The organism is Citrobacter sp. KTE151, from assembly GCF_000398845.1.
Taxonomy (GTDB): domain Bacteria; phylum Pseudomonadota; class Gammaproteobacteria; order Enterobacterales; family Enterobacteriaceae; genus Citrobacter; species Citrobacter braakii.
Genome location: NZ_KB976068.1, coordinates 173410 through 196438, shown reverse-complemented (window position 1 = coordinate 196438; position 23029 = coordinate 173410). Strand labels below are relative to the sequence as shown.

The 23029-nt window shown below is 50.7% G+C and carries 15 protein-coding genes, 4 tRNA genes, 2 rRNA genes and 1 pseudogene; 4 read left to right on the top strand and 18 right to left on the bottom strand.

From position 1 onward, the window contains the following. Positions 1-54: 54 nt before the first annotated feature. Positions 55-267 carry a transcription antiterminator/RNA stability regulator CspE gene (gene cspA, locus WC7_RS00720; protein WP_016155304.1) on the bottom strand — a complete coding sequence of 71 codons (213 nt, stop codon included), beginning with the start codon at positions 265-267 and terminating at the stop codon, positions 55-57. A gap of 1090 nt (positions 268-1357) precedes the next feature. Here cspA and WC7_RS00725 point away from each other — a divergent pair. Both WC7_RS00725 and WC7_RS00730 read left to right on the top strand, forming a co-directional pair. After that, positions 1358-1663: a PTS sugar transporter subunit IIB gene (locus WC7_RS00725; protein ID WP_016155303.1), complete on the top strand. Its 306-nt coding sequence runs from the start codon at positions 1358-1360 to the stop codon at positions 1661-1663. Between the two features lie 4 nt (positions 1664-1667). Beyond that, entirely contained in the window at positions 1668-1985 is a 318-nt protein-coding gene (locus tag WC7_RS00730) for a PTS lactose/cellobiose transporter subunit IIA (protein WP_016155302.1), read from the top strand. Between the two features lie 147 nt (positions 1986-2132). On the opposite strand, the gene rpoC is transcribed toward WC7_RS00730, so the two are convergent. From rpoC to WC7_RS00795, 13 genes are all read right to left on the bottom strand, one after another. Next, complete coding sequence (gene rpoC, locus WC7_RS00735; RefSeq protein WP_016155301.1) at positions 2133-6356, bottom strand: DNA-directed RNA polymerase subunit beta'; 4224 nt, start codon at positions 6354-6356, stop codon at positions 2133-2135. A gap of 76 nt (positions 6357-6432) precedes the next feature. Beyond that, positions 6433-10461: a DNA-directed RNA polymerase subunit beta gene (gene rpoB, locus WC7_RS00740; protein WP_003033111.1), complete on the bottom strand. Its 4029-nt coding sequence runs from the start codon at positions 10459-10461 to the stop codon at positions 6433-6435. Positions 10462-10781: 320 nt separating this feature from the next. After that, positions 10782-11147, bottom strand: coding sequence for a 50S ribosomal protein L7/L12 (gene rplL, locus WC7_RS00745; RefSeq protein ID WP_000028882.1), 366 nt, complete (start codon positions 11145-11147; stop codon positions 10782-10784). A gap of 66 nt (positions 11148-11213) precedes the next feature. Then, on the bottom strand, positions 11214-11711 hold the full coding sequence (gene rplJ, locus WC7_RS00750; protein WP_005132895.1) for a 50S ribosomal protein L10: 498 nt from the start codon (positions 11709-11711) through the stop codon (positions 11214-11216). 358 nt (positions 11712-12069) lie between these two features. After that, positions 12070-12777, bottom strand: a complete 708-nt coding sequence (rplA, locus tag WC7_RS00755; protein ID WP_016155300.1) for a 50S ribosomal protein L1 — start codon at positions 12775-12777, stop codon at positions 12070-12072. A 3-nt stretch (positions 12778-12780) separates the two neighbouring features. After that, complete coding sequence (gene rplK, locus WC7_RS00760; RefSeq protein ID WP_003033122.1) at positions 12781-13209, bottom strand: 50S ribosomal protein L11; 429 nt, start codon at positions 13207-13209, stop codon at positions 12781-12783. 155 nt (positions 13210-13364) lie between these two features. Then, entirely contained in the window at positions 13365-13910 is a 546-nt protein-coding gene (nusG, locus tag WC7_RS00765) for a transcription termination/antitermination protein NusG (protein WP_003033125.1), read from the bottom strand. 1 nt (position 13911) lies between these two features. Next, on the bottom strand, positions 13912-14295 hold the full coding sequence (gene secE, locus WC7_RS00770) for a preprotein translocase subunit SecE (RefSeq protein WP_003033128.1): 384 nt from the start codon (positions 14293-14295) through the stop codon (positions 13912-13914). Positions 14296-14525: 230 nt separating this feature from the next. After that, positions 14526-15710 carry an elongation factor Tu gene (gene tuf / locus WC7_RS00775; RefSeq protein WP_003031109.1) on the bottom strand — a complete coding sequence of 395 codons (1185 nt, stop codon included), beginning with the start codon at positions 15708-15710 and terminating at the stop codon, positions 14526-14528. Positions 15711-15828: 118 nt separating this feature from the next. Further along, a tRNA-Thr gene (locus WC7_RS00780) sits at positions 15829-15904 on the bottom strand. 5 nt (positions 15905-15909) lie between these two features. Further along, a tRNA-Gly gene (locus WC7_RS00785) sits at positions 15910-15984 on the bottom strand. 114 nt (positions 15985-16098) lie between these two features. Beyond that, positions 16099-16183 (bottom strand) — tRNA-Tyr (locus tag WC7_RS00790). 8 nt (positions 16184-16191) lie between these two features. Beyond that, positions 16192-16267: transfer RNA gene (locus WC7_RS00795), tRNA-Thr, on the bottom strand. Positions 16268-16286: 19 nt separating this feature from the next. On the opposite strand from WC7_RS00795, the pseudogene WC7_RS27240 reads away from it, so the two are divergent. After that, a pseudogene (locus WC7_RS27240) lies at positions 16287-16367 on the top strand (hypothetical protein); the annotation flags it as partial. A gap of 289 nt (positions 16368-16656) precedes the next feature. Continuing rightward, complete coding sequence (coaA, locus tag WC7_RS00800) at positions 16657-17607, top strand: type I pantothenate kinase (protein ID WP_032947292.1); 951 nt, start codon at positions 16657-16659, stop codon at positions 17605-17607. Between the two features lie 34 nt (positions 17608-17641). Here coaA and birA read toward each other — a convergent pair whose 3' ends face one another. The 4 genes from birA to WC7_RS00820 form a co-directional block, all read right to left on the bottom strand. Further along, positions 17642-18604 carry a bifunctional biotin--[acetyl-CoA-carboxylase] ligase/biotin operon repressor BirA gene (birA, locus tag WC7_RS00805; RefSeq protein ID WP_016155297.1) on the bottom strand — a complete coding sequence of 321 codons (963 nt, stop codon included), beginning with the start codon at positions 18602-18604 and terminating at the stop codon, positions 17642-17644. After that, positions 18601-19629, bottom strand: a complete 1029-nt coding sequence (murB, locus tag WC7_RS00810; protein ID WP_016155296.1) for a UDP-N-acetylmuramate dehydrogenase — start codon at positions 19627-19629, stop codon at positions 18601-18603. The genes birA and murB overlap by 4 nt, the downstream gene beginning before the upstream one ends. 251 nt (positions 19630-19880) lie before the next feature. Next, positions 19881-19996 (bottom strand): 5S ribosomal RNA (gene rrf / locus WC7_RS00815). Positions 19997-20094: 98 nt separating this feature from the next. Continuing rightward, positions 20095-23001, bottom strand: a 23S ribosomal RNA gene (locus tag WC7_RS00820). Positions 23002-23029 lie beyond the last annotated feature (28 nt).

Below are 23029 nucleotides of genomic sequence, written 5' to 3'. Positions count from 1 at the left end.
TGCTCAGGCTCTGGCCTTCATCGCTATTGTAAGCATTAGTGAAATTATCGGCGATTACAGCGCGACAACGTTAACAGCAGACGGGCCTTTAGCGCCATTCTCCACAGAGAACTCCACTTTTTGACCTTCGTCTAATGTTTTAAAATCGTTACTCTGGATAGCAGAGAAATGCACAAACACGTCCTTGCTACCGTCCTGAGGAGTGATAAAGCCGAAGCCTTTCTCAGAGTTAAACCATTTTACTAAACCAGTCATTTTGTTAGACATAGATACTTCCTTTCATATTTTTGAGCCGCTTAAGCAGCGAAGATGGCCTGTTTTGCAGAAATTAACTTATGGGGCACTTAGGGAGGAGGCTCATGAAGAAGAGTATCTGAGGATAACGCTTGAACTGAGAACTGCTTTACTAAAACTGCTTTCATAAGGTCTGTGTATCAAACCGATGTCGCTATAGTAGACTTACTTCTAATCAATAAGCAAGCATTAATTTATTTAATAATCGATTAGCGCCGAAATGTTACACCATCGCGGTTGAGCATTTCAGGTAACAACTTGATCTAAAATGAACAAAAGCCCTGACCATTGCAGTCAGGGCTTTAAGTTACTACACACTTCAAATTTAACATTAATAAACTTAACGATTTAATACTGCTGATGGTACTACTTTAAAATGTACACGTTTACTACAGATAATATTGGATATTGATACTAACTAAAACCGTCCTCTATTTACCGTTAAACACATTCCACCCGCTTGATAATAGAACTCAAGGCTGGTGACCTAAACAAGTACACTTCCCCTCGCGACATATACTCTTTGATGCGTTGCCTTATTTCCCTTGCGATAACCAGAAAACAGAAACCGCAAACATTTACTATTAAATCATGGCGTTACATCGTCGCGTTTTACTAACTATTTGCGATTAGATATATCAACTACGTGGCCTGAAAGCATTGCCGAGGTGAATAAATAGCGTTTTCAGCATCGACTATCCCATACAAAAATACTTCGTGGCCTTTATCGCAACCCCCAATAAAGCTCTACTAACACTTACTACGTTAACAGCAAACTACAATTTCTCCGCTGTTAAGTATTAACATACGGGTTTAAAAAATGCTGTCAATACTGTTTTTTATAACATGTCTTTATTAACAGTGATTATATATTCCTGCATATGATAAATGGGTCAACAATCGCCAAATCAGGGCCAGATCGTAGGGTTGAGCCTCTTTTTGTAACCGGTTTCAGAAAAAGTGACTTTCTTTGTGATGCCTTGCACACAATCGTTGCAAAGCAGTTGTTGCTGCGGCTGGCTCGCGATAATTATCAACCCACACATGTTGATCGAGACTGCTTATGAAAAACATCGTTTTATGCTGTGCCGCCGGAATGTCCACCAGCATGCTGGTGCAAAAGATGAAAGATGCCGCCCAGAAAAAAGGAGTCGACGTCACTATCAAAGCGGTCCCGGTGGCTGAGTTTGAAGAGAATATCGCCACTGCGGATATCGTATTGCTCGGCCCACAGGTTAAGTATGAACAGGCCAAGCTGCAGGCGCTCGCCGACCCGCTAGGAAAAAAAGTCGCCGTTATCGATATGATGGATTACGGCATGATGAAAGGCGATGCGGTACTGGACAAAGCGCTGAAACTACTGGAGTGATGGCATGGAAGAGTTAGAAACGATCATCATGGAATTATTGGTAAACGCCGGAGCTGCGCGCAGTCAAGCCCTGACGGCGTTGCAACTGGCGCGTAAAGGTGATTTCGCCGGAGCAGAACACGCGATGATGGAATCACGCGAGTATGTTAAACAAGCGCATAAAATCCAGACCCAGCTGATCGGAATTGACGAAGGCACTGGCAAACTACCGGTTAATCTCATCACCGTCCATTCCCAGGACCACCTGATGAATGCCATGGTGATTCAGGATCTGGCAGGCGATATGATTGAACTGTATCGACGCTTGCCACCAGTAAACTGATCGGATGGCGTAAGCCGTAGGCCTCATAAGCCTGGCGTCATCATGCCGGATGGCAGCTGATGCCTTATCCGGCCAACATAATACATCTTAAATCCATCGACATAAAAAAACCCGCCGAAGCGGGTTTTTTATTAGCGTCAGCAACGATTAATCGTTGTCAGAACCACCCAGGCCTGCGTTCAGCAGTTCTGCCAGGCTGGCAGACGCATCTTCAGCAGTCACCTGCGGAGCAGCTGGCAGTTCGCCCGCTGCGCGGCGGCGCATACGATCCTGGTGGTACGCATAACCGGTACCCGCCGGGATCAGACGACCCACGATAACGTTCTCTTTCAGACCGCGCAGTTCATCACGTTTACCTGCAACAGCGGCTTCGGTCAGGACACGCGTGGTTTCCTGGAACGATGCTGCAGAGATGAAGGACTCGGTTGCCAGAGACGCTTTGGTGATACCCAGCAGATCGCGGGAGAATGTTGCACCCACTTTGCCGTTCGCTTCCAGATCGCGGTTAGCAATCTTGACGCGGGAGTATTCAACCTGCTCGCCTTCCAAGAAGTCGGAGCTACCAGCGCTTTCGATGGTGGCTTTACGCAGCATCTGACGAACGATAACTTCGATATGCTTATCGTTAATCTTAACGCCCTGCAGACGGTATACGTCCTGAACTTCGTTAACGATATAACGAGTTACAGCATGCACACCACGCAGACGCAGGATGTCGTGCGGCGCTTCCGGACCGTCGGAAACAACGTCACCTCGTTCTACACGTTCACCTTCGAACACGTTGAGCTGACGCCATTTCGGAATCATCTCTTCGTACGGCTCGCTACCGTCTACCGGGGTGATAACCAGACGACGTTTACCTTTGGTTTCTTTACCGAAGGAAATGATGCCGCTGATTTCAGCCAGGATTGCCGGCTCTTTCGGACGACGTGCTTCGAACAGGTCCGCAACGCGCGGCAGACCACCGGTGATATCCTTGGTACCGCCGGATTCCTGCGGCACACGCGCCAGGGTGTCACCAGAACTGATCTGTACGCCATCTTCCAGCTGAACAATCGCTTTACCCGGCAGGAAGTACTGAGCAGGCATATCGGTGCCTGGGATCAGAACGTCGTTGCCCTGAGCATCAACAATTTTCAGTGCCGGACGCAGGTCTTTACCACCCGCAGTACGTTCTGCAGAATCCAGAACCACCAGAGAAGACAGACCGGTCAGCTCGTCGGTCTGACGAGTAATGGTCTGGCCGTCGATCATGTCAGTAAAGCGGACGAAACCACTCACTTCGGTGATAACCGGCATGGTGTGTGGATCCCAGTTCGCTACGGTTTCGCCGCCAGCAACCTGTTCGCCATCACCTTTCGCCATAACGGAGCCGTAAGGCACTTTATAGCTTTCTTTGGTACGGCCGAATTCGTCGATCAGTTTCAGTTCGGTGTTACGTGAGGTGATAACCAGTTTACCGCTGGAGTTAACAACCGACTTCGCATTGCTCAGACGGATGCTACCTTTGTTTTTCACCTGGATGCTGGATTCAGCAGCCGCACGAGATGCCGCACCACCGATGTGGAACGTACGCATCGTCAGCTGTGTACCCGGTTCACCGATGGACTGTGCCGCGATAACGCCGATTGCTTCACCTTTATTGATGATGTGGCCACGCGCCAGGTCACGACCGTAGCAGTGCGCACATACACCAAAGTCGGTGTCACAGGATACAACGGAACGAACTTTGACGGAGTCAACGGAGTTCTCTTCCAGCAGGTCACACCACTGTTCGTGCAGCAGCGTGTTGCGTGGAACCAGAATATCCGCCGTACCCGGCTTCAGAACGTCTTCAGCAGTCACACGACCCAGAACGCGATCGCGCAGCGGTTCTTTAACGTCACCACCCTCGATAACCGGGGTCATGGTGATGCCTTCCAGCGTGCCGCAATCGTCTTCAGTAACAACCAAGTCCTGCGCAACGTCAACCAGACGACGAGTCAGATAACCGGAGTTCGCTGTTTTCAGTGCGGTATCCGCCAGACCTTTACGAGCACCGTGAGTAGAGATGAAGTACTGGAGTACGTTCAGACCTTCACGGAAGTTCGCGGTGATTGGCGTTTCGATGATGGAGCCATCTGGCTTAGCCATCAGACCACGCATACCCGCCAGCTGACGAATCTGTGCTGCAGAACCACGCGCACCGGAGTCGGCCATCATGTAGATGCTGTTGAAGGAAACCTGCTGCTCTTCTACGCCGTCACGGTTAATCACGGTTTCGGTTTGCAGGTTATCCATCATCGCTTTGGATACACGATCGTTCGCCGCAGCCCAGATATCGATAACTTTGTTATAGCGTTCGCCCGCGGTTACCAGACCAGACTGGAACTGCTCCTGGATCTCAGCAACTTCAGCTTCCGCTTCAGAGATGATCTCGTGTTTCTTCTCTGGGATGACCATGTCATCAATACCAACAGATGCACCTGAACGCGCTGCATAAGCAAAGCCGGTGTACATTGTCTGGTCAGCGAAGATAACGGTCGGCTTCAGGCCCAGAATGCGGTAACAGGTGTTCAGCATTTTGGAGATTGCTTTCTTGCCCAGCGCCTGGTTGACGATGGAGAAAGGCAGACCTTTCGGTACGATCATCCACAGAATGGCGCGACCAACGGTCGTGTCTTTCAGGCTGGTGTGCGCAACGAATTCGCCGTTTTCATCTTTTTCGTATTCAGTGATACGCACTTTAACGCGCGCATGCAGAGAGGCCAGACCTGCGCGATAGATACGCTCAGCTTCTTTCGGGCCAGTCAGCACCATGCCTTCGCCTTTGGCGTTAACACAGTCACGGGTCATGTAGTACAGACCCAATACAACGTCCTGAGACGGAACGATGATAGGTTCGCCGTTCGCCGGAGACAGGATGTTATTGGTAGACATCATCAGCGCACGCGCTTCGAGCTGGGCTTCCAGCGTCAGCGGTACGTGAACAGCCATCTGGTCACCATCGAAGTCGGCGTTATATGCCGCACAAACCAGCGGGTGCAGCTGGATAGCTTTACCTTCGATCAGTACCGGTTCAAATGCCTGGATACCCAGACGGTGCAGGGTTGGTGCACGGTTCAGCAATACCGGGTGTTCGCGGATAACTTCGTCCAGGATATCCCAAACGACAGCTTCTTCACGCTCAACCATTTTCTTAGCGGCTTTGATGGTGGTGGCCAGGCCACGCAGTTCCAGCTTGCCATAAATGAACGGTTTGAACAGTTCCAGTGCCATTTTCTTCGGCAGACCGCACTGATGCAGACGCAGGTATGGACCTACGGTGATTACAGAACGACCGGAGTAGTCAACACGCTTACCGAGCAGGTTCTGACGGAAACGACCCTGTTTACCTTTGATCATATCGGCCAAAGATTTCAGAGGACGTTTGTTAGAACCGGTGATCGCACGACCACGACGACCGTTATCCAGCAGGGCGTCAACCGCTTCCTGCAGCATACGTTTTTCGTTACGTACGATGATGTCCGGCGCAGCCAGATCCAGCAGACGTTTCAGACGGTTGTTACGGTTGATCACGCGACGGTACAGATCGTTCAGATCCGATGTTGCGAAACGACCACCATCCAGCGGAACCAGCGGACGCAGATCTGGCGGCAGAACCGGCAGAACGGTCAGGATCATCCACTCTGGCTTGTTGCCAGACTGTACGAATGCTTCCAGCAGTTTGATACGTTTGGTCAGCTTCTTACGCTTGGTTTCGGAGTTGGTTTCGTTCAGCTCTTCGCGCAGAGTTTCGCACTCTTGCTCCAGATCCATGCTCTTCAGCAGGGCCTGGATTGCTTCCGCACCCATCTTCGCGTCGAATTCGTCACCGAACTCTTCCAGCGCGTCCAGATACTGCTCTTCAGTCAGGATCTGTTGACGTTCCAGGTTAGTCATACCGCCTTCGATAACCACATAAGATTCGAAGTACAGTACGCGTTCGATATCGCGCAGCGGCATATCGAGCAGCAGACCGATACGGGACGGCAGAGATTTCAGGAACCAGATGTGAGCGGTCGGAGACGCCAGCTCAATGTGGCCCATACGCTCACGGCGTACTTTAGTCTGGGTCACTTCAACGCCGCACTTCTCACAGATCACACCGCGGTGTTTCAGGCGCTTGTACTTACCGCACAGGCACTCATAGTCTTTTACCGGCCCAAAGATACGGGCGCAGAAAAGGCCGTCACGTTCAGGTTTGAACGTACGGTAGTTGATGGTTTCCGGCTTCTTAACTTCACCGAAAGACCATGAACGGATCATGTCTGGCGAGGCCAGAGCAATTTTGATCGCATCAAACTCTTCGGTTTTAGTCTGCGCTTTCAGAAACTTTAATAAATCTTTCACGGATTTGCTCCCGTCGGAGTTAGCACAATCTGGCGCTGGCTGTTACGCCAGCACCAGTGACCTGTTTGATCGAGAGTTACTCGTCTTCCAGCTCGATGTTGATACCCAGCGAACGAATCTCTTTCAACAATACGTTGAAGGATTCCGGCATGCCTGGTTCCATCTGATGGTTGCCGTCCACGATGTTTTTATACATCTTAGTACGACCGTTCACGTCATCAGACTTAACGGTGAGCATTTCCTGCAGGGTGTATGCCGCGCCGTATGCTTCAAGCGCCCACACTTCCATCTCCCCGAAGCGCTGACCACCGAACTGAGCCTTACCACCCAGCGGCTGCTGAGTAACCAGGCTGTAAGAACCGGTAGAACGCGCATGCATCTTGTCATCAACCAGGTGGTTCAGTTTCAGCATGTACATGTAGCCAACGGTAACCTGGCGCTCGAACTGCTCACCGGTACGACCGTCGAACAGTGTGATCTGACCGGAAGTCGGCAAGCCACCCAGCTGTAACAGTTCCTTGATTTCAGACTCTTTCGCACCGTCGAACACCGGCGTTGCGATCGGCATACCTTTTTTCAGGTTTTCAGCCAGACGCAGAACTTCTTCATCGCTGAAGGTATTCAGGTCAACTTTCTGACGAACATCTGAACCCAGATCGTAAGCACGCTGGATGAATTCGCGCAGTTTCGCGACTTCCTGCTGCTGTTTCAGCATGGCGTTGATCTTATCGCCGATACCTTTCGCAGCCATACCCAGGTGGGTTTCAAGGATCTGACCGATGTTCATACGCGATGGTACGCCCAGCGGGTTCAGCACGATATCTACCGGCGTACCGTTAGCATCGTGTGGCATATCTTCGATCGGGTTGATCTTAGAGATTACACCCTTGTTACCGTGACGACCTGCCATCTTATCACCAGGCTGGATCCGACGTTTAACCGCCAGATAAACCTTAACAATCTTCAGCACGCCCGGTGCCAGATCGTCGCCCTGAGTGATTTTACGGCGTTTCGCTTCGAGTTTTTTCTCGAACTCGTGTTTCAGTTCGTCGTACTGCTCAGCCAGTTGTTCCAGCTGATTTTGTTTCTCTTCGTCGGTCAGGCCGAGTTCTAACCAGCGATCACGCGGCAGTTTGTCGAGCTTCTCAGCTTCAACACCACCGGAAACCAGCACAGCGTAGATACGGCTGAACAGGCCAGCTTCGAGGATTTGCAATTCTTCAGACAGGTCTTTTTTCGCCTGCTTCAGCTGCATCTCTTCGATTTCCAGCGCACGTTTGTCTTTTTCTACGCCATCGCGAGTAAAGACCTGAACGTCGATAATCGTACCGGAAACACCGTTTGGCACGCGCAGAGAAGAGTCTTTAACGTCAGACGCTTTCTCACCGAAGATCGCACGCAGCAGCTTCTCTTCTGGCGTCAGCTGGGTTTCACCTTTCGGCGTTACCTTACCAACCAGAATGTCGCCACCGGTTACTTCCGCGCCGATATAAACGATACCGGATTCATCCAGTTTGGAGAGCGCAGCTTCACCCACGTTCGGGATGTCAGCGGTGATCTCTTCCGGCCCCAGCTTGGTGTCACGGGACACACATGCCAGTTCCTGAATGTGGATGGTGGTGAAACGGTCTTCCTGGACAACACGCTCAGATACGAGGATGGAGTCTTCGAAGTTGTAACCATTCCATGGCATGAATGCCACGCGCATGTTCTGACCGAGAGCCAGTTCACCGAGGTCGGTGGACGGACCGTCTGCCAGCACATCACCACGTTCAACCGGTTCGCCCAGAGATACGCAAGGCATCTGGTTGATACAGGTGTTCTGGTTAGAACGGGTGTATTTGGTCAGGTTATAAATGTCGATACCTGCTTCGCCCGGGTACATCTCGTCTTCGTTAACTTTGATAACGATACGGGAAGCATCCACGTACTGGACAGTACCGCCACGTTTAGCAACTGCGGTAACACCGGAGTCGACGGCAACAGCACGTTCCATACCGGTACCAACCAGCGGCTTATCAGCACGCAGAGTCGGAACCGCCTGACGTTGCATGTTCGCACCCATCAATGCACGGTTGGCGTCATCGTGTTCCAGGAACGGGATCAGGGACGCACCGACGGATACTACCTGCTGGGTGGATACGTCCATGTAGTCAACCTGGTCACGGCTGAACAAGCTGGATTCGCCTTTGCTACGGCAGGTAACCAGATCTTCTACAAAGTGGCCTTCGTCATCCAGGTTGGAGTTCGCCTGAGCGATAACGTAGTTGCCTTCTTCGATAGCAGACAGGTAATGAATTTCGTCAGTTACAACACCGTCGGTCACTTTACGGTACGGAGTCTCGAGGAAGCCGTATTCGTTAGTCTGTGCGTACACAGACAAGGAGTTGATCAGACCGATGTTCGGACCTTCAGGCGTTTCGATTGGACATACGCGACCGTAGTGAGTCGGGTGTACGTCTCGAACTTCGAAGCCTGCGCGTTCACGGGTCAAACCGCCTGGGCCGAGTGCAGAGATACGACGTTTGTGCGTAATCTCAGACAGCGGGTTGTTCTGGTCCATAAACTGAGACAGCTGGCTGGAACCAAAGAACTCTTTCACTGCTGCAGAAATTGGCTTAGCGTTGATCATATCCTGAGGCATCAGGGTATCCAGATCGCCCAGAGACAGACGCTCTTTCACCGCACGCTCAACACGTACCAGGCCAACGCGGAACTGGTTTTCCGCCATTTCGCCTACGGAACGGATACGACGGTTACCGAGGTGGTCGATATCATCGACTTCGCCTTTACCGTTACGGATATCGATGAGCTTCTTCATCACTTCGATGATGTCGTCTTTGCTCAGGATACCGGAACCTTCGATTTCGTCGCGCAGCAGAGAACGGTTGAACTTCATACGACCAACCGCAGACAGGTCATAGCGGTCTTCGGAGAAGAACAGGTTCTCGAACAGGCTTTCAGCAGCTTCACGCGTCGGCGGCTCACCAGGGCGCATCATGCGGTAGATTTCTACCAGCGCGCTCAGACGATCGTTGGTTGGATCGACGCGTACAGTTTCAGAAATGTACGGACCGTGGTCCAGATCGTTGGTGAACAGCGTTTCGATACGCTTGTGGCCAGACTGGCTCAGCTTAGCCAGCAGATCCAGACTCAGCTCCATGTTAGCTGCGCAGATCAGCTCGCCAGTAGATTCGTCAACGTAGTCTTTAGCCGCAACTTTACCAGCAATGTATTCAACCGGAACTTCGATATGTTTGATATCGTCTTTTTCCAGCTGGCGAATGTGGCGCGCAGTGATGCGACGGCCTTTTTCGACGTAGACTTTGCCGTTAGCTTCGATGTCAAAGGAGGCGGTTTCACCACGCAGGCGTTCCGGCACCAGTTCCATCTGCAGCTTGTTGTCACGAATTTCGAAAACAACTTTCTCAAAGAACAGGTCAAGGATCTGCTCAGTGGTGTAGTTCAGTGCACGCAGAATAATGGTCGCAGGCAGTTTACGGCGACGGTCAATACGTACGAACAGGTTGTCCTTCGGATCGAATTCGAAGTCCAGCCAGGAACCACGGTAAGGGATAATACGCGCGTTATACAGCACTTTACCCGAAGAGTGGGTTTTACCTTTGTCGGAGTCAAAGAAGACGCCAGGACTACGGTGCAGCTGAGAAACGATAACACGCTCAGTACCGTTGATAACAAAGGTACCGTTGTCTGTCATGAGCGGAATTTCGCCCATGTAGACTTCTTGTTCTTTAATGTCTTTTACGGTGCCTTCCGGCGCTTCGCGCTCGTAGATCACCAGGCGCAGTTTTACGCGCAGCGGTGCGGAATAGGTCACGCCACGGATCTGACATTCCTGAACGTCAAACACCGGTTCGCCAAGGCGGTAGCTGACGTATTGCAGCTCGGAATTACCGCTGTAGCTCTGAATCGGGAAAACGGAACGGAAAGCTGCTTCCAGACCATACTGCCCTTCAGGATCTTGCTCGATGAACTTCTGAAACGAGTCAAGCTGGATAGAAAGGAGATAAGGTATGTCCAACACTTGCGGACGTTTACCAAAATCCTTACGAATACGTTTTTTCTCGGTATAGGAGTAAACCATTAGGGTTCCTCAGCTCGCTGACAAGTCGACCCATCTGTCCGACGAAGGGACAGTTTGTGCAACACTATTTTGTTGACCGGAAAATCGAATACTTTCCGCAATGCCTGTTGCTATCACGCTTAAACCATTTCATTGCGATTTACACAGAACTGACGTTCTGTCGCAGTATATTAAGACGTCGATAGAAACAAGCATTGAAAGGCACAGCAGTAGTCAAACAGTGTGAAATGCTACTGGCGCCTTACAGCGCAAAAAGGCTGGTGACTAAAAAGTCACCAGCCATCAGCCTAATTTCTTAGGCTGCAACCAGAAAAGTTGGCTTATTTAACTTCAACTTCAGCGCCAGCTTCTTCCAGAGATTTTTTCAGTGCTTCTGCGTCGTCTTTGCTCACGCCTTCTTTCAGCGCAGCCGGTGCAGATTCTACCAGGTCTTTAGCTTCTTTCAGACCCAGGCCAGTTGCGCCACGTACTGCTTTGATAACAGCAACTTTGTTAGCGCCAGCAGCTTTCAGAATTACGTCGAATTCAGTTTTTTCTTCAGCAGCTTCAGCCGGGCCAGCAGCTACAGCTACAGCAGCAGCAGCAGAAACACCGAATTTTTCTTCCATTGCAGAAATCAGTTCTACAACGTCCATTACGGACATAGCGGATACTGCTTCAATGATTTGATCTTTAGTGATAGACATTTAAATTGTTCCTGAAAATCAGAATAAGTTTATACGTAAGCAGATGCTTTACAAAGATAACTGCGATTAAGCAGCTTCTTTCGCATCGCGTACAGCAGCCAGAGTACGAACCAGTTTGCCAGCCGAAGCTTCTTTCATGGTTGCCATCAGGCGTGCAATTGCTTCTTCGTAGGTCGGCAGAGTTGCCAGGCGATCGATATTCGATGCCGTAATCAACTCACCTTCAAAGGCTGCGGCTTTGACCTCAAATTTTGCATTCGCTTTCGCGAACTCTTTGAACAGACGAGCAGCAGCGCCCGGGTGTTCCATAGAGTATGCAATCAGGGTCGGACCAACAAACGTGTCTTTCAGGCACTCGAACTGAGTACCTTCAACGACGCGGCGCAGCAGGGTGTTACGAACAACACGCATGTATACGCCAGCTTCACGACCTGCTTTACGCAGTTCAGTCATTTTATCTACAGTTACGCCACGGGAATCCGCAACTACTGCAGACAGCGCGCCTTTGGCTACTTCGCTGACTTCAGCAACAATCGCTTGTTTGTCTTGAAGATTTAAAGCCATTAGCTTTGCTCCTGGATGTTTGCCGGAACTCATGTTCCGGAACTCACTTCACTCCCCCCAACGGAGAGAGCGTCTAAATACGGTGAGCAGAAACAAGCCAGAGTATCAGAAATAATCTTAGCGTTCTGTCACCGTCTACGCAGGGCATTAAGTTTCTTACGAAACACCTGCGGTCTTCGACGGAGGCCTGGATTAGGCCAGGCTCCAACGAACAAATCTTTTCTATCTGTCGCTATTCAATCTGTAGTGGCGTTGACTGCCTTGCCACAGCCTGAATATCTCAGATATACGTCTGCAATTAGCAGAATACGTGGGGGTAAGATTGTAGACAAAATCACCGCCCACGTAAAGGCGAATATTAGTTCGCCACAGTCGCAGTCAGACCGGACTGATCAACGGCAACGCCAGCACCCATGGTGGTGGAGATGCTAACTTTCTTGATGTACACGCCTTTTGCCTGAGTCGGTTTTGCTTTTTTCAGCGCAACCAGCAGAGCTTCCAGGTTTTCTTTCAGTTTGTCAGCGTCAAAATCCACTTTACCGATGGTGGTGTGGATGATGCCGTTTTTGTCGTTACGGTAACGAACCTGACCAGCTTTAGCATTCTTAACAGCTTCAGCAACGTTAGGAGTTACAGTACCAACTTTCGGGTTTGGCATCAGGCCGCGCGGACCCAGAACCTGACCCAGCTGGCCAACAACGCGCATTGCATCCGGGGAAGCAATAACAACGTCAAAGTTCATTTCGCCTTTCTTGATCTGTTCAGCCAGATCTTCCATACCTACCAGCTCAGCGCCTGCAGCTTTAGCAGCTTCAGCGTTTGCACCCTGGGTAAATACGGCTACGCGAACGGAACGGCCAGTACCGTGCGGCAGTACAGTTGCACCACGTACGTTCTGGTCAGATTTACGAGCATCGATGCCGAGGTTAACAGCAACGTCCACGCTTTCTACGAATTTAGCAGTGGCCAGCTCTTTCAGCAGAGCGATAGCTTCGTTGATGTCATACTGCTTAGTAGCATCAACTTTGTCACGGATCACGGACATGCGCTTGGTCAGTTTAGCCATTTCTTAGTCCTCCACTACCAGGCCCATGGAACGTGCAGTACCTTCAATGGAGCGAGTCATCGCTTCAATGTCGGAACCAGTCATGTCGGCAGCTTTGGTCTGCGCGATTTCCTGCAGCTGAGCGCGGGAAATTTTACCCACTTTGTCTTTGTTCGGCTTGCCGGAACCAGACTTGATACCAGCCGCTTTCTTCAGCAGAACTGCTGCCGGAGGCGTTTTGGTAACGAAAGTGAAAGAACGGTCAGCGTAAACGGTGATAACAACCGGGATTGGCAGACCTTTTTCCATGGAATCAGTTTTAGCGTTGAACGCTTTGCAGAATTCCATGATGTTCACGCCTTGTTGACCCAGTGCAGGACCTACCGGCGGACTCGGGTTAGCCATACCAGCTGCAACCTGCAGCTTGACATAGGCTTGGACTTTCTTAGCCATTCTAAATTCCTCTAGTTGGGTTATAACGCCTCAAGGAGGCTCCCCGTGATTAAATTCGTTTTACGGATAGGATCCATAAAAACAAAAGGCGCGAAATTGTATTCCAATCTCGCGCCTTGTGCAACGATTAAATCGTCGCTTTTTTGATCGGGGTGTTAGGCTTTTTCAACCTGAGCGAAGTCCAGTTCAACTGGAGTCGCACGACCGAAGATAGATACGGAAACTTTCAGACGAGACTTCTCGTAGTCCACTTCTTCAACCACGCCGTTAAAGTCAGCGAACGGACCGTCGCTAACGCGAACCATTTCACCTGGCTCAAACATCGTTTTCGGACGCGGCTTGTCGCCAACCTGCTGCAGACGGTTCATGATCGCATCAACTTCTTTGTCGCTGATCGGCGCCGGACGGTCAGATGTACCGCCGATAAAGCCCATCACACGCGGCACGCTGCGCACCAGGTGCCAGCTTGCGTCATTCATCACCATCTGGACCAATACATAGCCCGGGAAGAATTTACGTTCGCTCTTGCGACGCTGACCGCCACGGATTTCGACCACTTCTTCGGTCGGCACCATGACTTCGCCAAACAGCTCTTCCATATTTTGTAACTTGATATATTCGCGCAGCGATGTAGCTACGCGGCCTTCAAAACCGGAAAACGCCTGAACGACGTACCAGCGCTTTTTAGGGGCTTCAGACATCTTAGAACCTCAGGCCAGTGATAAAGGATACCAGGCGAACCAGAATACCATCCAGTCCCCACAGGATCAGTGACATTACTGCGGTAACCGCAGCCACAATTAATGTGGTGTGCAATGTTTCCTGGCGAGTTGGCCAAATGACCTTACGGACTTCGGTTCTCGCTTCACGGGCAAAAGCAACGGTCGCTTTACCTTTTGTTGTCAACAGCGCGACACCACCCGCTGCGGCAATCAGAATCACTACGGCCAGCGCACGCAGCGGCAGCATCATGTCACGATAGAGGTAGTTGCCAACGATAGCTACAAGCAGCAATACAGCGACAACAACCCACTTCATCGCTTCCAGGCCGCGCCCGCTTCCTTGAGCTTCGGTATTCGCACTCATAAACCAACCTGTCAGAAGTATTCTACAAACATTTTCACCCCGCGTAAGCGAGGCGATCCAAACCGAAATGCTCTGGTGCGTTTCGGACTAAACGCCCTCTTCAGAGCCTGTCTCAGCAATGATTATGACAAATAAAATCACTGATGAGCCAGGTTCTGGTGTGAAAGCGTGCAAAAAGGGCATCAAATGATGCCCTTTTATTGCGCATTGCGTCAAATGTTATTCGGCAATTAGCTCATTACTTTGGCAACAACGCCCGCACCAACAGTACGGCCGCCTTCACGGATTGCGAAACGCAGACCGTCGTCCATCGCGATTGGGTGGATCAGGGTAACAACCATTTTGATGTTGTCGCCCGGCATTACCATCTCAACGCCTTCCGGCAGTTCGATGGTACCAGTCACGTCAGTAGTACGGAAGTAGAACTGCGGACGGTAGCCTTTGAAGAACGGAGTATGACGGCCGCCTTCGTCTTTGGACAGAATGTACACTTCAGATTCGAACTTGGTGTGCGGCTTGATAGAGCCCGGCTTAGCCAGTACCTGACCACGTTCGATTTCTTCACGTTTGATACCACGCAGCAGAACACCAACGTTCTCACCAGCACGGCCTTCGTCCAGCAGTTTGCGGAACATTTCAACGCCAGTACAGGTAGACTTAGCAGTCTCTTTGATACCAACGATTTCAACTTCTTCACCAACTTTGATGATACCGCGCTCTACACGACCGGTAACAACGGTACCACGACCGGAGATGGAGAACACGTCTTCGATAGGCAGCAGGAACGGCTTGTCAATCGCACGCTCTGGTTCCGGGATGTAAGAATCCAGGAAGCCAGCCAGTTCGATGATTTTCGCTTCCCACTCTGCTTCGCCTTCCAGCGCTTTCAGAGCAGAACCACGAACGATCGGAGTGTCGTCGCCCGGGAAATCGTACTGAGACAGAAGTTCACGAACTTCCATTTCTACCAGTTCCAGCAGCTCTTCGTCATCAACCATGTCGCATTTGTTCAGGAACACGATGATGTACGGAACGCCTACCTGACGACCCAGCAGGATGTGCTCACGAGTCTGCGGCATCGGGCCGTCAGTCGCAGCAACAACCAGGATCGCGCCGTCCATCTGCGCAGCACCGGTGATCATGTTTTTAACATAGTCGGCGTGGCCCGGGCAGTCTACGTGTGCGTAGTGGCGAGTCGGGGTGTCATATTCAACGTGAGAAGTGTTGATGGTGATACCACGAGCTTTTTCTTCCGGCGCGTTATCGATCTGGTCGAATGCACGAGCAGCACCGCCGTAGGTTTTAGCCAGTACGGTAGTGATTGCAGCGGTCAGCGTTGTTTTACCATGGTCAACGTGGCCGATAGTACCGACGTTAACGTGCGGTTTTGTACGTTCAAATTTTTCTTTAGACATCGATTGTCCCTCTAAGACACGGATAAATCGGTGATATCACCACATCAACCAGGCCATATGCCTGAGCTGTTGAATGCTTTTAAAAGTAAACAGAGAGAAACGGGAAGGAGAAGTGAAGTGGTGCTGATACCCAGAGTCGAACTGGGGACCTCACCCTTACCAAGGGTGCGCTCTACCAACTGAGCCATATCAGCACGTCTGGAGCGGGCAGCGGGAATCGAACCCGCATCATCAGCTTGGAAGGCTGAGGTAATAGCCATTATACGATGCCCGCATCCTGAAACTCGGCTACCCAGTTCTTTCTGTAATAAAAAAGAGATTTCTCTCTTTTTTATTCGAGCTGATTAATTTTTTAACCAACTCAGGCGGCGATAACGCTGCCAGAAAGTGGTGGTGGGGGAAGGATTCGAACCTTCGAAGTCTGTGACGGCAGATTTACAGTCTGCTCCCTTTGGCCGCTCGGGAACCCCACCGGACTTGATGGTGCCGACTACCGGAATCGAACTGGTGACCTACTGATTACAAGTCAGTTGCTCTACCTACTGAGCTAAGTCGGCATCAAGTAGCGCGCATTTTATGGAGACATGCGCACTCATGCAACTAAAAAATTGCATAAAATGTTCTATCGCTCACATTTTGCACTATACGACCGATAAATAATCTATTTCTTCTTCGAATTGAACAAATTTCCAACGTCAGCCGCGCTCCCTGAAGGCATTTTGCTCCAGCATGCAGTTATCAATAGAGAGAAAGTGCATCTTTATACATCTGGAATAGCCGTCACATTGCGTTTCAGGGGACGATTTTTTCTTATTATTCCCTCCCATCTGGTGTTACCCTCCTGCCCATTGTCCAAATTAACTGAAATGTGCGTGCCATTGCGTACCGGGGATGATTTCGTTTTTTACCGCAGACCTGATATAGCAATGACAGCCAGACCATGCGTATGAGTATAAAAGAGCAAGCGTTAACGTCGCCTTACCTACAGTTTGATCGCAACCAGTGGGCTGCGCTTCGTGATTCCGTGCCGATGACTCTGACCGAGGAAGAGATTGCTCGTCTGAAAGGCATTAACGAAGACTTATCGCTGGAAGAAGTTGCTGAGATTTATTTGCCATTATCGCGTTTGCTAAATTTTTACATCAGTTCGAACCTGCGGCGTCAGGCTGTGCTGGAGCAATTTTTAGGCACCAACGGCGAGCGTATTCCTTATATTATTAGCATTGCTGGCAGCGTCGCCGTCGGCAAAAGTACGACTGCACGTGTGTTGCAAGCGTTGCTGAGTCGCTGGCCCGAGCATCGTAAGGTTGAGCTGATCACTACCGACGGTTTTCTTCATCCTAACCAGGTGTTGAAAGATCGTGGGCTCATGAAGAAGAAAGGCTTTCCTCAGTCCTATGATATGCACCGTCTGGTTAAATTCGTTTCCGATCTAAAGTCTGGCGTCCCCAACGTTACGGCACCGGTCTATTCTCATCTGATTTATGATGTGATCCCTGATGGCGACAAAACCGTTGCCCAGCCCGACATATTAATCCTCGAAGGGCTCAATGTATTACAAAGCGGGATGGACTATCCTCACGATCCACATCATGTATTTGTTTCTGACTTTGTCGACTTTTCTATTTATGTGGATGCGCCAGAAGAATTACTCCAGACGTGGTATATCAACCGCTTCCTGAAATTCCGCGAAGGGGCATTTACCAACCCAGACTCTTATTTCCATAACTATGCGAAATTGTCGGAAGACGAGGCAATCAACACGGCTACATCGCTGTGGAAAGAAATCAACTGGTTGAATTTAAAACAGAATATTTTACCAACGCGTGAGCGAGCCAGCTTAATCATGACGAAAAGCGCCAATCATGCCGTTGAGAAAGTCAGATTACGAAAATAAAAAAAATAAAGGGGAGCCATAGCTCCCCTTCTTATTATTCAGCGCTTCTAAGCGATATTTCCCCACCCATCCAGGGTTTTATCACGCCATTTTGTTCGAGTAGTAATGCACCTTGCGCATCTATTCCACGAGATACACCAAATATTTCTTTATCACCAATAATGAGTTTAACAGGGCGGTCGATAAAGTTATCCAGCGCCCTCCAGCGGGACAAATACGGCGCCAGGCCCTCATGCTCAAACAGTATCAGGGCAGCGCGCAGCTCGCGGATCAGTCGGGCAGCCAGAGTATTGCGGTCAATGGTAATGCCCGCTTCCTGCAGATTAATCCAGCCTTGATTAACCACATTCTCCTCAACCCGACGCATGGACATGTTTATACCCGCCCCAATAACAATCTGTGCGGCATCGCCCGTTTTTCCGGTGAGTTCAACCAGGATCCCTGCCAGTTTACGGTCGAGCAAATAGAGGTCGTTCGGCCATTTAACACGCACTTTATCCGCGCCCAGATCGCGTAAAACCTCAGCCATGACAATACCGATCACCAGGCTCAGACCAATCGCGGCTGCCGGTCCTTGTTCCAGTCGCCAGAACATTGAAAGGTACAGATTGGCACCAAAGGGAGAGAACCATTTACGTCCACGACGACCACGACCAGCCTGCTGATACTCAGCGACGCAGGCATCCCCTGACTCCAGTTGACCAATTCGATCCATCAGGTACTGATTGGTAGAGTCGATAACCGGCAGGACCGTTATATTCCCGCCATCCAGCTGAGAATAAATAAGTGATGAATCTAATAGCTGGATAGGTTCAGGTAAGCTGTATCCTTTACCAGGGACAGTAAATACATCAACACCCCAGTCACGTAGCGTCTGGACATGTTTATTGATTGCCGCACGGCTCATTCCCAGCTTTTCACCGAGTTGCTCACCAGAGTGAAATTCGCCATCGGATAATAATGAAATAAGCGTCAGGGGGACGGTATTATCCTTCATGCAACGATCTCCACGGCATTCACTTCACCCAGTGGGCCAATAAACCGGACTTCCGGCTCAAGCCAGACATTGAATTTCTCACCGACTTTTTGGCGTACGTGATGCGCCAGTTGCACCACATCCTGACTCGTAGCATGGCTTGCATTGATCAGCACCAGTGCCTGCTGCTGATGTACCGCTGCACCACCAATGCGCATGCCTTTTAGCTGACATTGATCGATAAGCCAGCCAGCAGCCAGTTTCACAGAGCCATCAGCCTGCGGGTAATGAGGTGCAGTCGGGAATTTCACCAGGAGCTCCTGCGCAATGTCCGCGGTGACAACCGGGTTTTTAAAGAAACTCCCCGCATTCCCGTTTACTTTTGGATCGGGCAGTTTTGTGGTGCGCATATGGCAAACAGAATCAAAAACCTGCCGAGGCGTTACCGTGGCAGGATCAAGACGCGTCAGGTCACCGTAAGTGAGAACAGGTTGCCACTGTTTAGGTAAGCGCAGACCAACAGCTACAATCGCGAAACGATCCTGGTACTCATGTTTGAAGATACTGTCACGGTAACCAAATCGGCATTCTGCGGCGCTAACGCGCAGATGTTTGCCGGTCGAAAGCTCTACGCAGTCCACGTATTCGCAGACGCGCCGCAGTTCTACGCCATAGGCACCAATATTCTGGATTGGCGATGAACCCACGCAGCCGGGGATCAGCGCCAGATTTTCCAGTCCGGGCATGCTTTGCTGCAGCGTATGCTCTACCAGATGATGCCAGTTTTCACCCGCGCCTACGTGCAAATGCCACGCATCAGGTTGTTCTGTAATCGCTATTCCCTTGATACGGTTGACGATCACCGTTCCATGGAAGGCATCAAGAAACAGGACGTTACTCCCTTCGCCCAGGATTAGCACTGGATGATGTGATGCATTGGCTGATTGCCAGGCATTTAGTAGTTGTTGCTCATTTTCAGCACAGACAAGCACATTAGCTTGTTGATCGATACCGAAGGTGTTCCAGGCTTTAAGGGAGTGATTCATAGACGCTTTCCTGATGCAAAATCGCGCTTAGTTTACCGTATATGCAGCAGGATGGCTTGTGTTATGGAAGCTTAGGATGTTGCTTTGCAACCGATGAGGCTCCAATCACAGGAAGAATAAGGTTTACAGGCCCCGTATCCGGTAATAACAGACGCCGGCCGGATAAGGCGGGAGGTCACCTCCGGCAGTTTTCATTCCCTGCAGACGCAAAAAAGCCCATCCGGCAGGATGGGCTTCTTCACTTATTTGATGCCTGGCAGTTCCCTACTCTCGCATGGGGAGACCCCACACTACCATCGGCGCTACGGCGTTTCACTTCTGAGTTCGGCATGGGGTCAGGTGGGACCACCGCGCTACAGCCGCCAGGCAAATTCTGTCTATCAACACACCTCTCAGGTCTGTCGATGTAATCTGTAATCAAGCTGAATTTCGATGTCTCTTTCGCCAAAACACCTTCGGCGTTGTAAGGTTAAGCCTCACGGTTCATTAGTATCGGTTAGCTCAACGTATCGCTACGCTTACACACCCGACCTATCAACGTCGTCGTCTTCAACGTTCCTTCAGGACCCTTAAAGGGTCAGGGAGAACTCATCTCGGGGCAAGTTTCGTGCTTAGATGCTTTCAGCACTTATCTCTTCCGCATTTAGCTACCGGGCAATGCCATTGGCATGACAACCCGAACACCAGTGATGCGTCCACTCCGGTCCTCTCGTACTAGGAGCAGCCCCCCTCAATTCTCCAGCGCCCACGGCAGATAGGGACCGAACTGTCTCACGACGTTCTAAACCCAGCTCGCGTACCACTTTAAATGGCGAACAGCCATACCCTTGGGACCTACTTCAGCCCCAGGATGTGATGAGCCGACATCGAGGTGCCAAACACCGCCGTCGATATGAACTCTTGGGCGGTATCAGCCTGTTATCCCCGGAGTACCTTTTATCCGTTGAGCGATGGCCCTTCCATTCAGAACCACCGGATCACTAAGACCTGCTTTCGCACCTGCTCGAGCCGTCACTCTCGCAGTCAAGCTAGCTTATGCCTTTGCACTAACCTCCTGATGTCCGACCAGGATTAGCTAACCTTCGTGCTCCTCCGTTACTCTTTAGGAGGAGACCGCCCCAGTCAAACTACCCACCAGACACTGTCCGCAACCCGGATCACGGGTCTACGTTAGAACACCAGCCATTAAAGGGTGGTATTTCAAGGTTGGCTCCATGCAGACTGGCGTCCACACTTCAAAGCCTCCCACCTATCCTACACATCAAGGACCAGTGTTCAGTGTCAAGCTATAGTAAAGGTTCACGGGGTCTTTCCGTCTTGCCGCGGGTACACTGCATCTTCACAGCGAGTTCAATTTCACTGAGTCTCGGGTGGAGACAGCCTGGCCATCATTACGCCATTCGTGCAGGTCGGAACTTACCCGACAAGGAATTTCGCTACCTTAGGACCGTTATAGTTACGGCCGCCGTTTACCGGGGCTTCGATCAAGAGCTTCTCCTTACGGATAACCCCATCAATTAACCTTCCGGCACCGGGCAGGCGTCACACCGTATACGTCCACTTTCGTGTTTGCACAGTGCTGTGTTTTTAATAAACAGTTGCAGCCAGCTGGTATCTTCGACTGATTTCAGCTCCATGAGTAAATCACTTCACCTACATATCAGCGTGCCTTCTCCCGAAGTTACGGCACCATTTTGCCTAGTTCCTTCACCCGAGTTCTCTCAAGCGCCTTGGTATTCTCTACCTGACCACCTGTGTCGGTTTGGGGTACGATTTCGTGTTACCTGATGCTTAGAGGCTTTTCCTGGAAGCAGGGCATTTGTTACTTCAGCACCGTAGTGCCTCGTCATCACACCTCAGCGTTAACAAGACTCCGGATTTACCTGGAATCTCCGCCTACATGCTTAAACCGGGGCAACCGTCGCCCGGCTAACATAGCCTTCTCCGTCCCCCCTTCGCAGTAACACCAAGTACAGGAATATTAACCTGTTTCCCATCGACTACGCCTTTCGGCCTCGCCTTAGGGGTCGACTCACCCTGCCCCGATTAACGTTGGACAGGAACCCTTGGTCTTCCGGCGTGCGGGTTTTTCACCCGCATTATCGTTACTTATGTCAGCATTCGCACTTCTGATACCTCCAGCAACCCTCACAGGCCACCTTCAACGGCTTACAGAACGCTCCCCTACCCAACAACACATAGTGTCGCTGCCGCAGCTTCGGTGCATGGTTTAGCCCCGTTACATCTTCCGCGCAGGCCGACTCGACCAGTGAGCTATTACGCTTTCTTTAAATGATGGCTGCTTCTAAGCCAACATCCTGGCTGTCTGTGCCTTCCCACATCGTTTCCCACTTAACCATGACTTTGGGACCTTAGCTGGCGGTCTGGGTTGTTTCCCTCTTCACGACGGACGTTAGCACCCGCCGTGTGTCTCCCGTGATAACATTCTTCGGTATTCGCAGTTTGCATCGGGTTGGTAAGTCGGGATGACCCCCTAGCCGAAACAGTGCTCTACCCCCGAAGATGAGTTCACGAGGCGCTACCTAAATAGCTTTCGGGGAGAACCAGCTATCTCCCGGTTTGATTGGCCTTTCCCCCCCAGCCACAAGTCATCCGCTAATTTTTCAACATTAGTCGGTTCGGTCCTCCAGTTAGTGTTACCCAACCTTCAACCTGCCCATGGCTAGATCACCGGGTTTCGGGTCTATACCCTGCAACTTAACGCCCAGTTAAGACTCGGTTTCCCTTCGGCTCCCCTATTCGGTTAACCTTGCTACAGAATATAAGTCGCTGACCCATTATACAAAAGGTACGCAGTCACCCCATAAAGAGGCTCCCACTGCTTGTACGTACACGGTTTCAGGTTCTTTTTCACTCCCCTCGCCGGGGTTCTTTTCGCCTTTCCCTCACGGTACTGGTTCACTATCGGTCAGTCAGGAGTATTTAGCCTTGGAGGATGGTCCCCCCATATTCAGACAGGATACCACGTGTCCCGCCCTACTCTTCGAGTTCACAACATATGCACTTTTGTGTACGGGACTATCACCCTGTATCGCCGGACTTTCCAGACCGTTCCACTACCACACATGCTGATTCAGACTCTGGGCTGCTCCCCGTTCGCTCGCCGCTACTGGGGGAATCTCGGTTGATTTCTTTTCCTCGGGGTACTTAGATGTTTCAGTTCCCCCGGTTCGCTTCATTACGCTATGTATTCACGTAATGATAGTGTGACGAATCACACTGGGTTTCCCCATTCGGAAATCGCCGGTTATAACGGTTCATATCACCTTACCGACGCTTATCGCAGATTAGCACGTCCTTCATCGCCTCTGACTGCCAGGGCATCCACCGTGTACGCTTAGTCGCTTAACCTCACAACCCGAAGATGTTTCGTAAAACA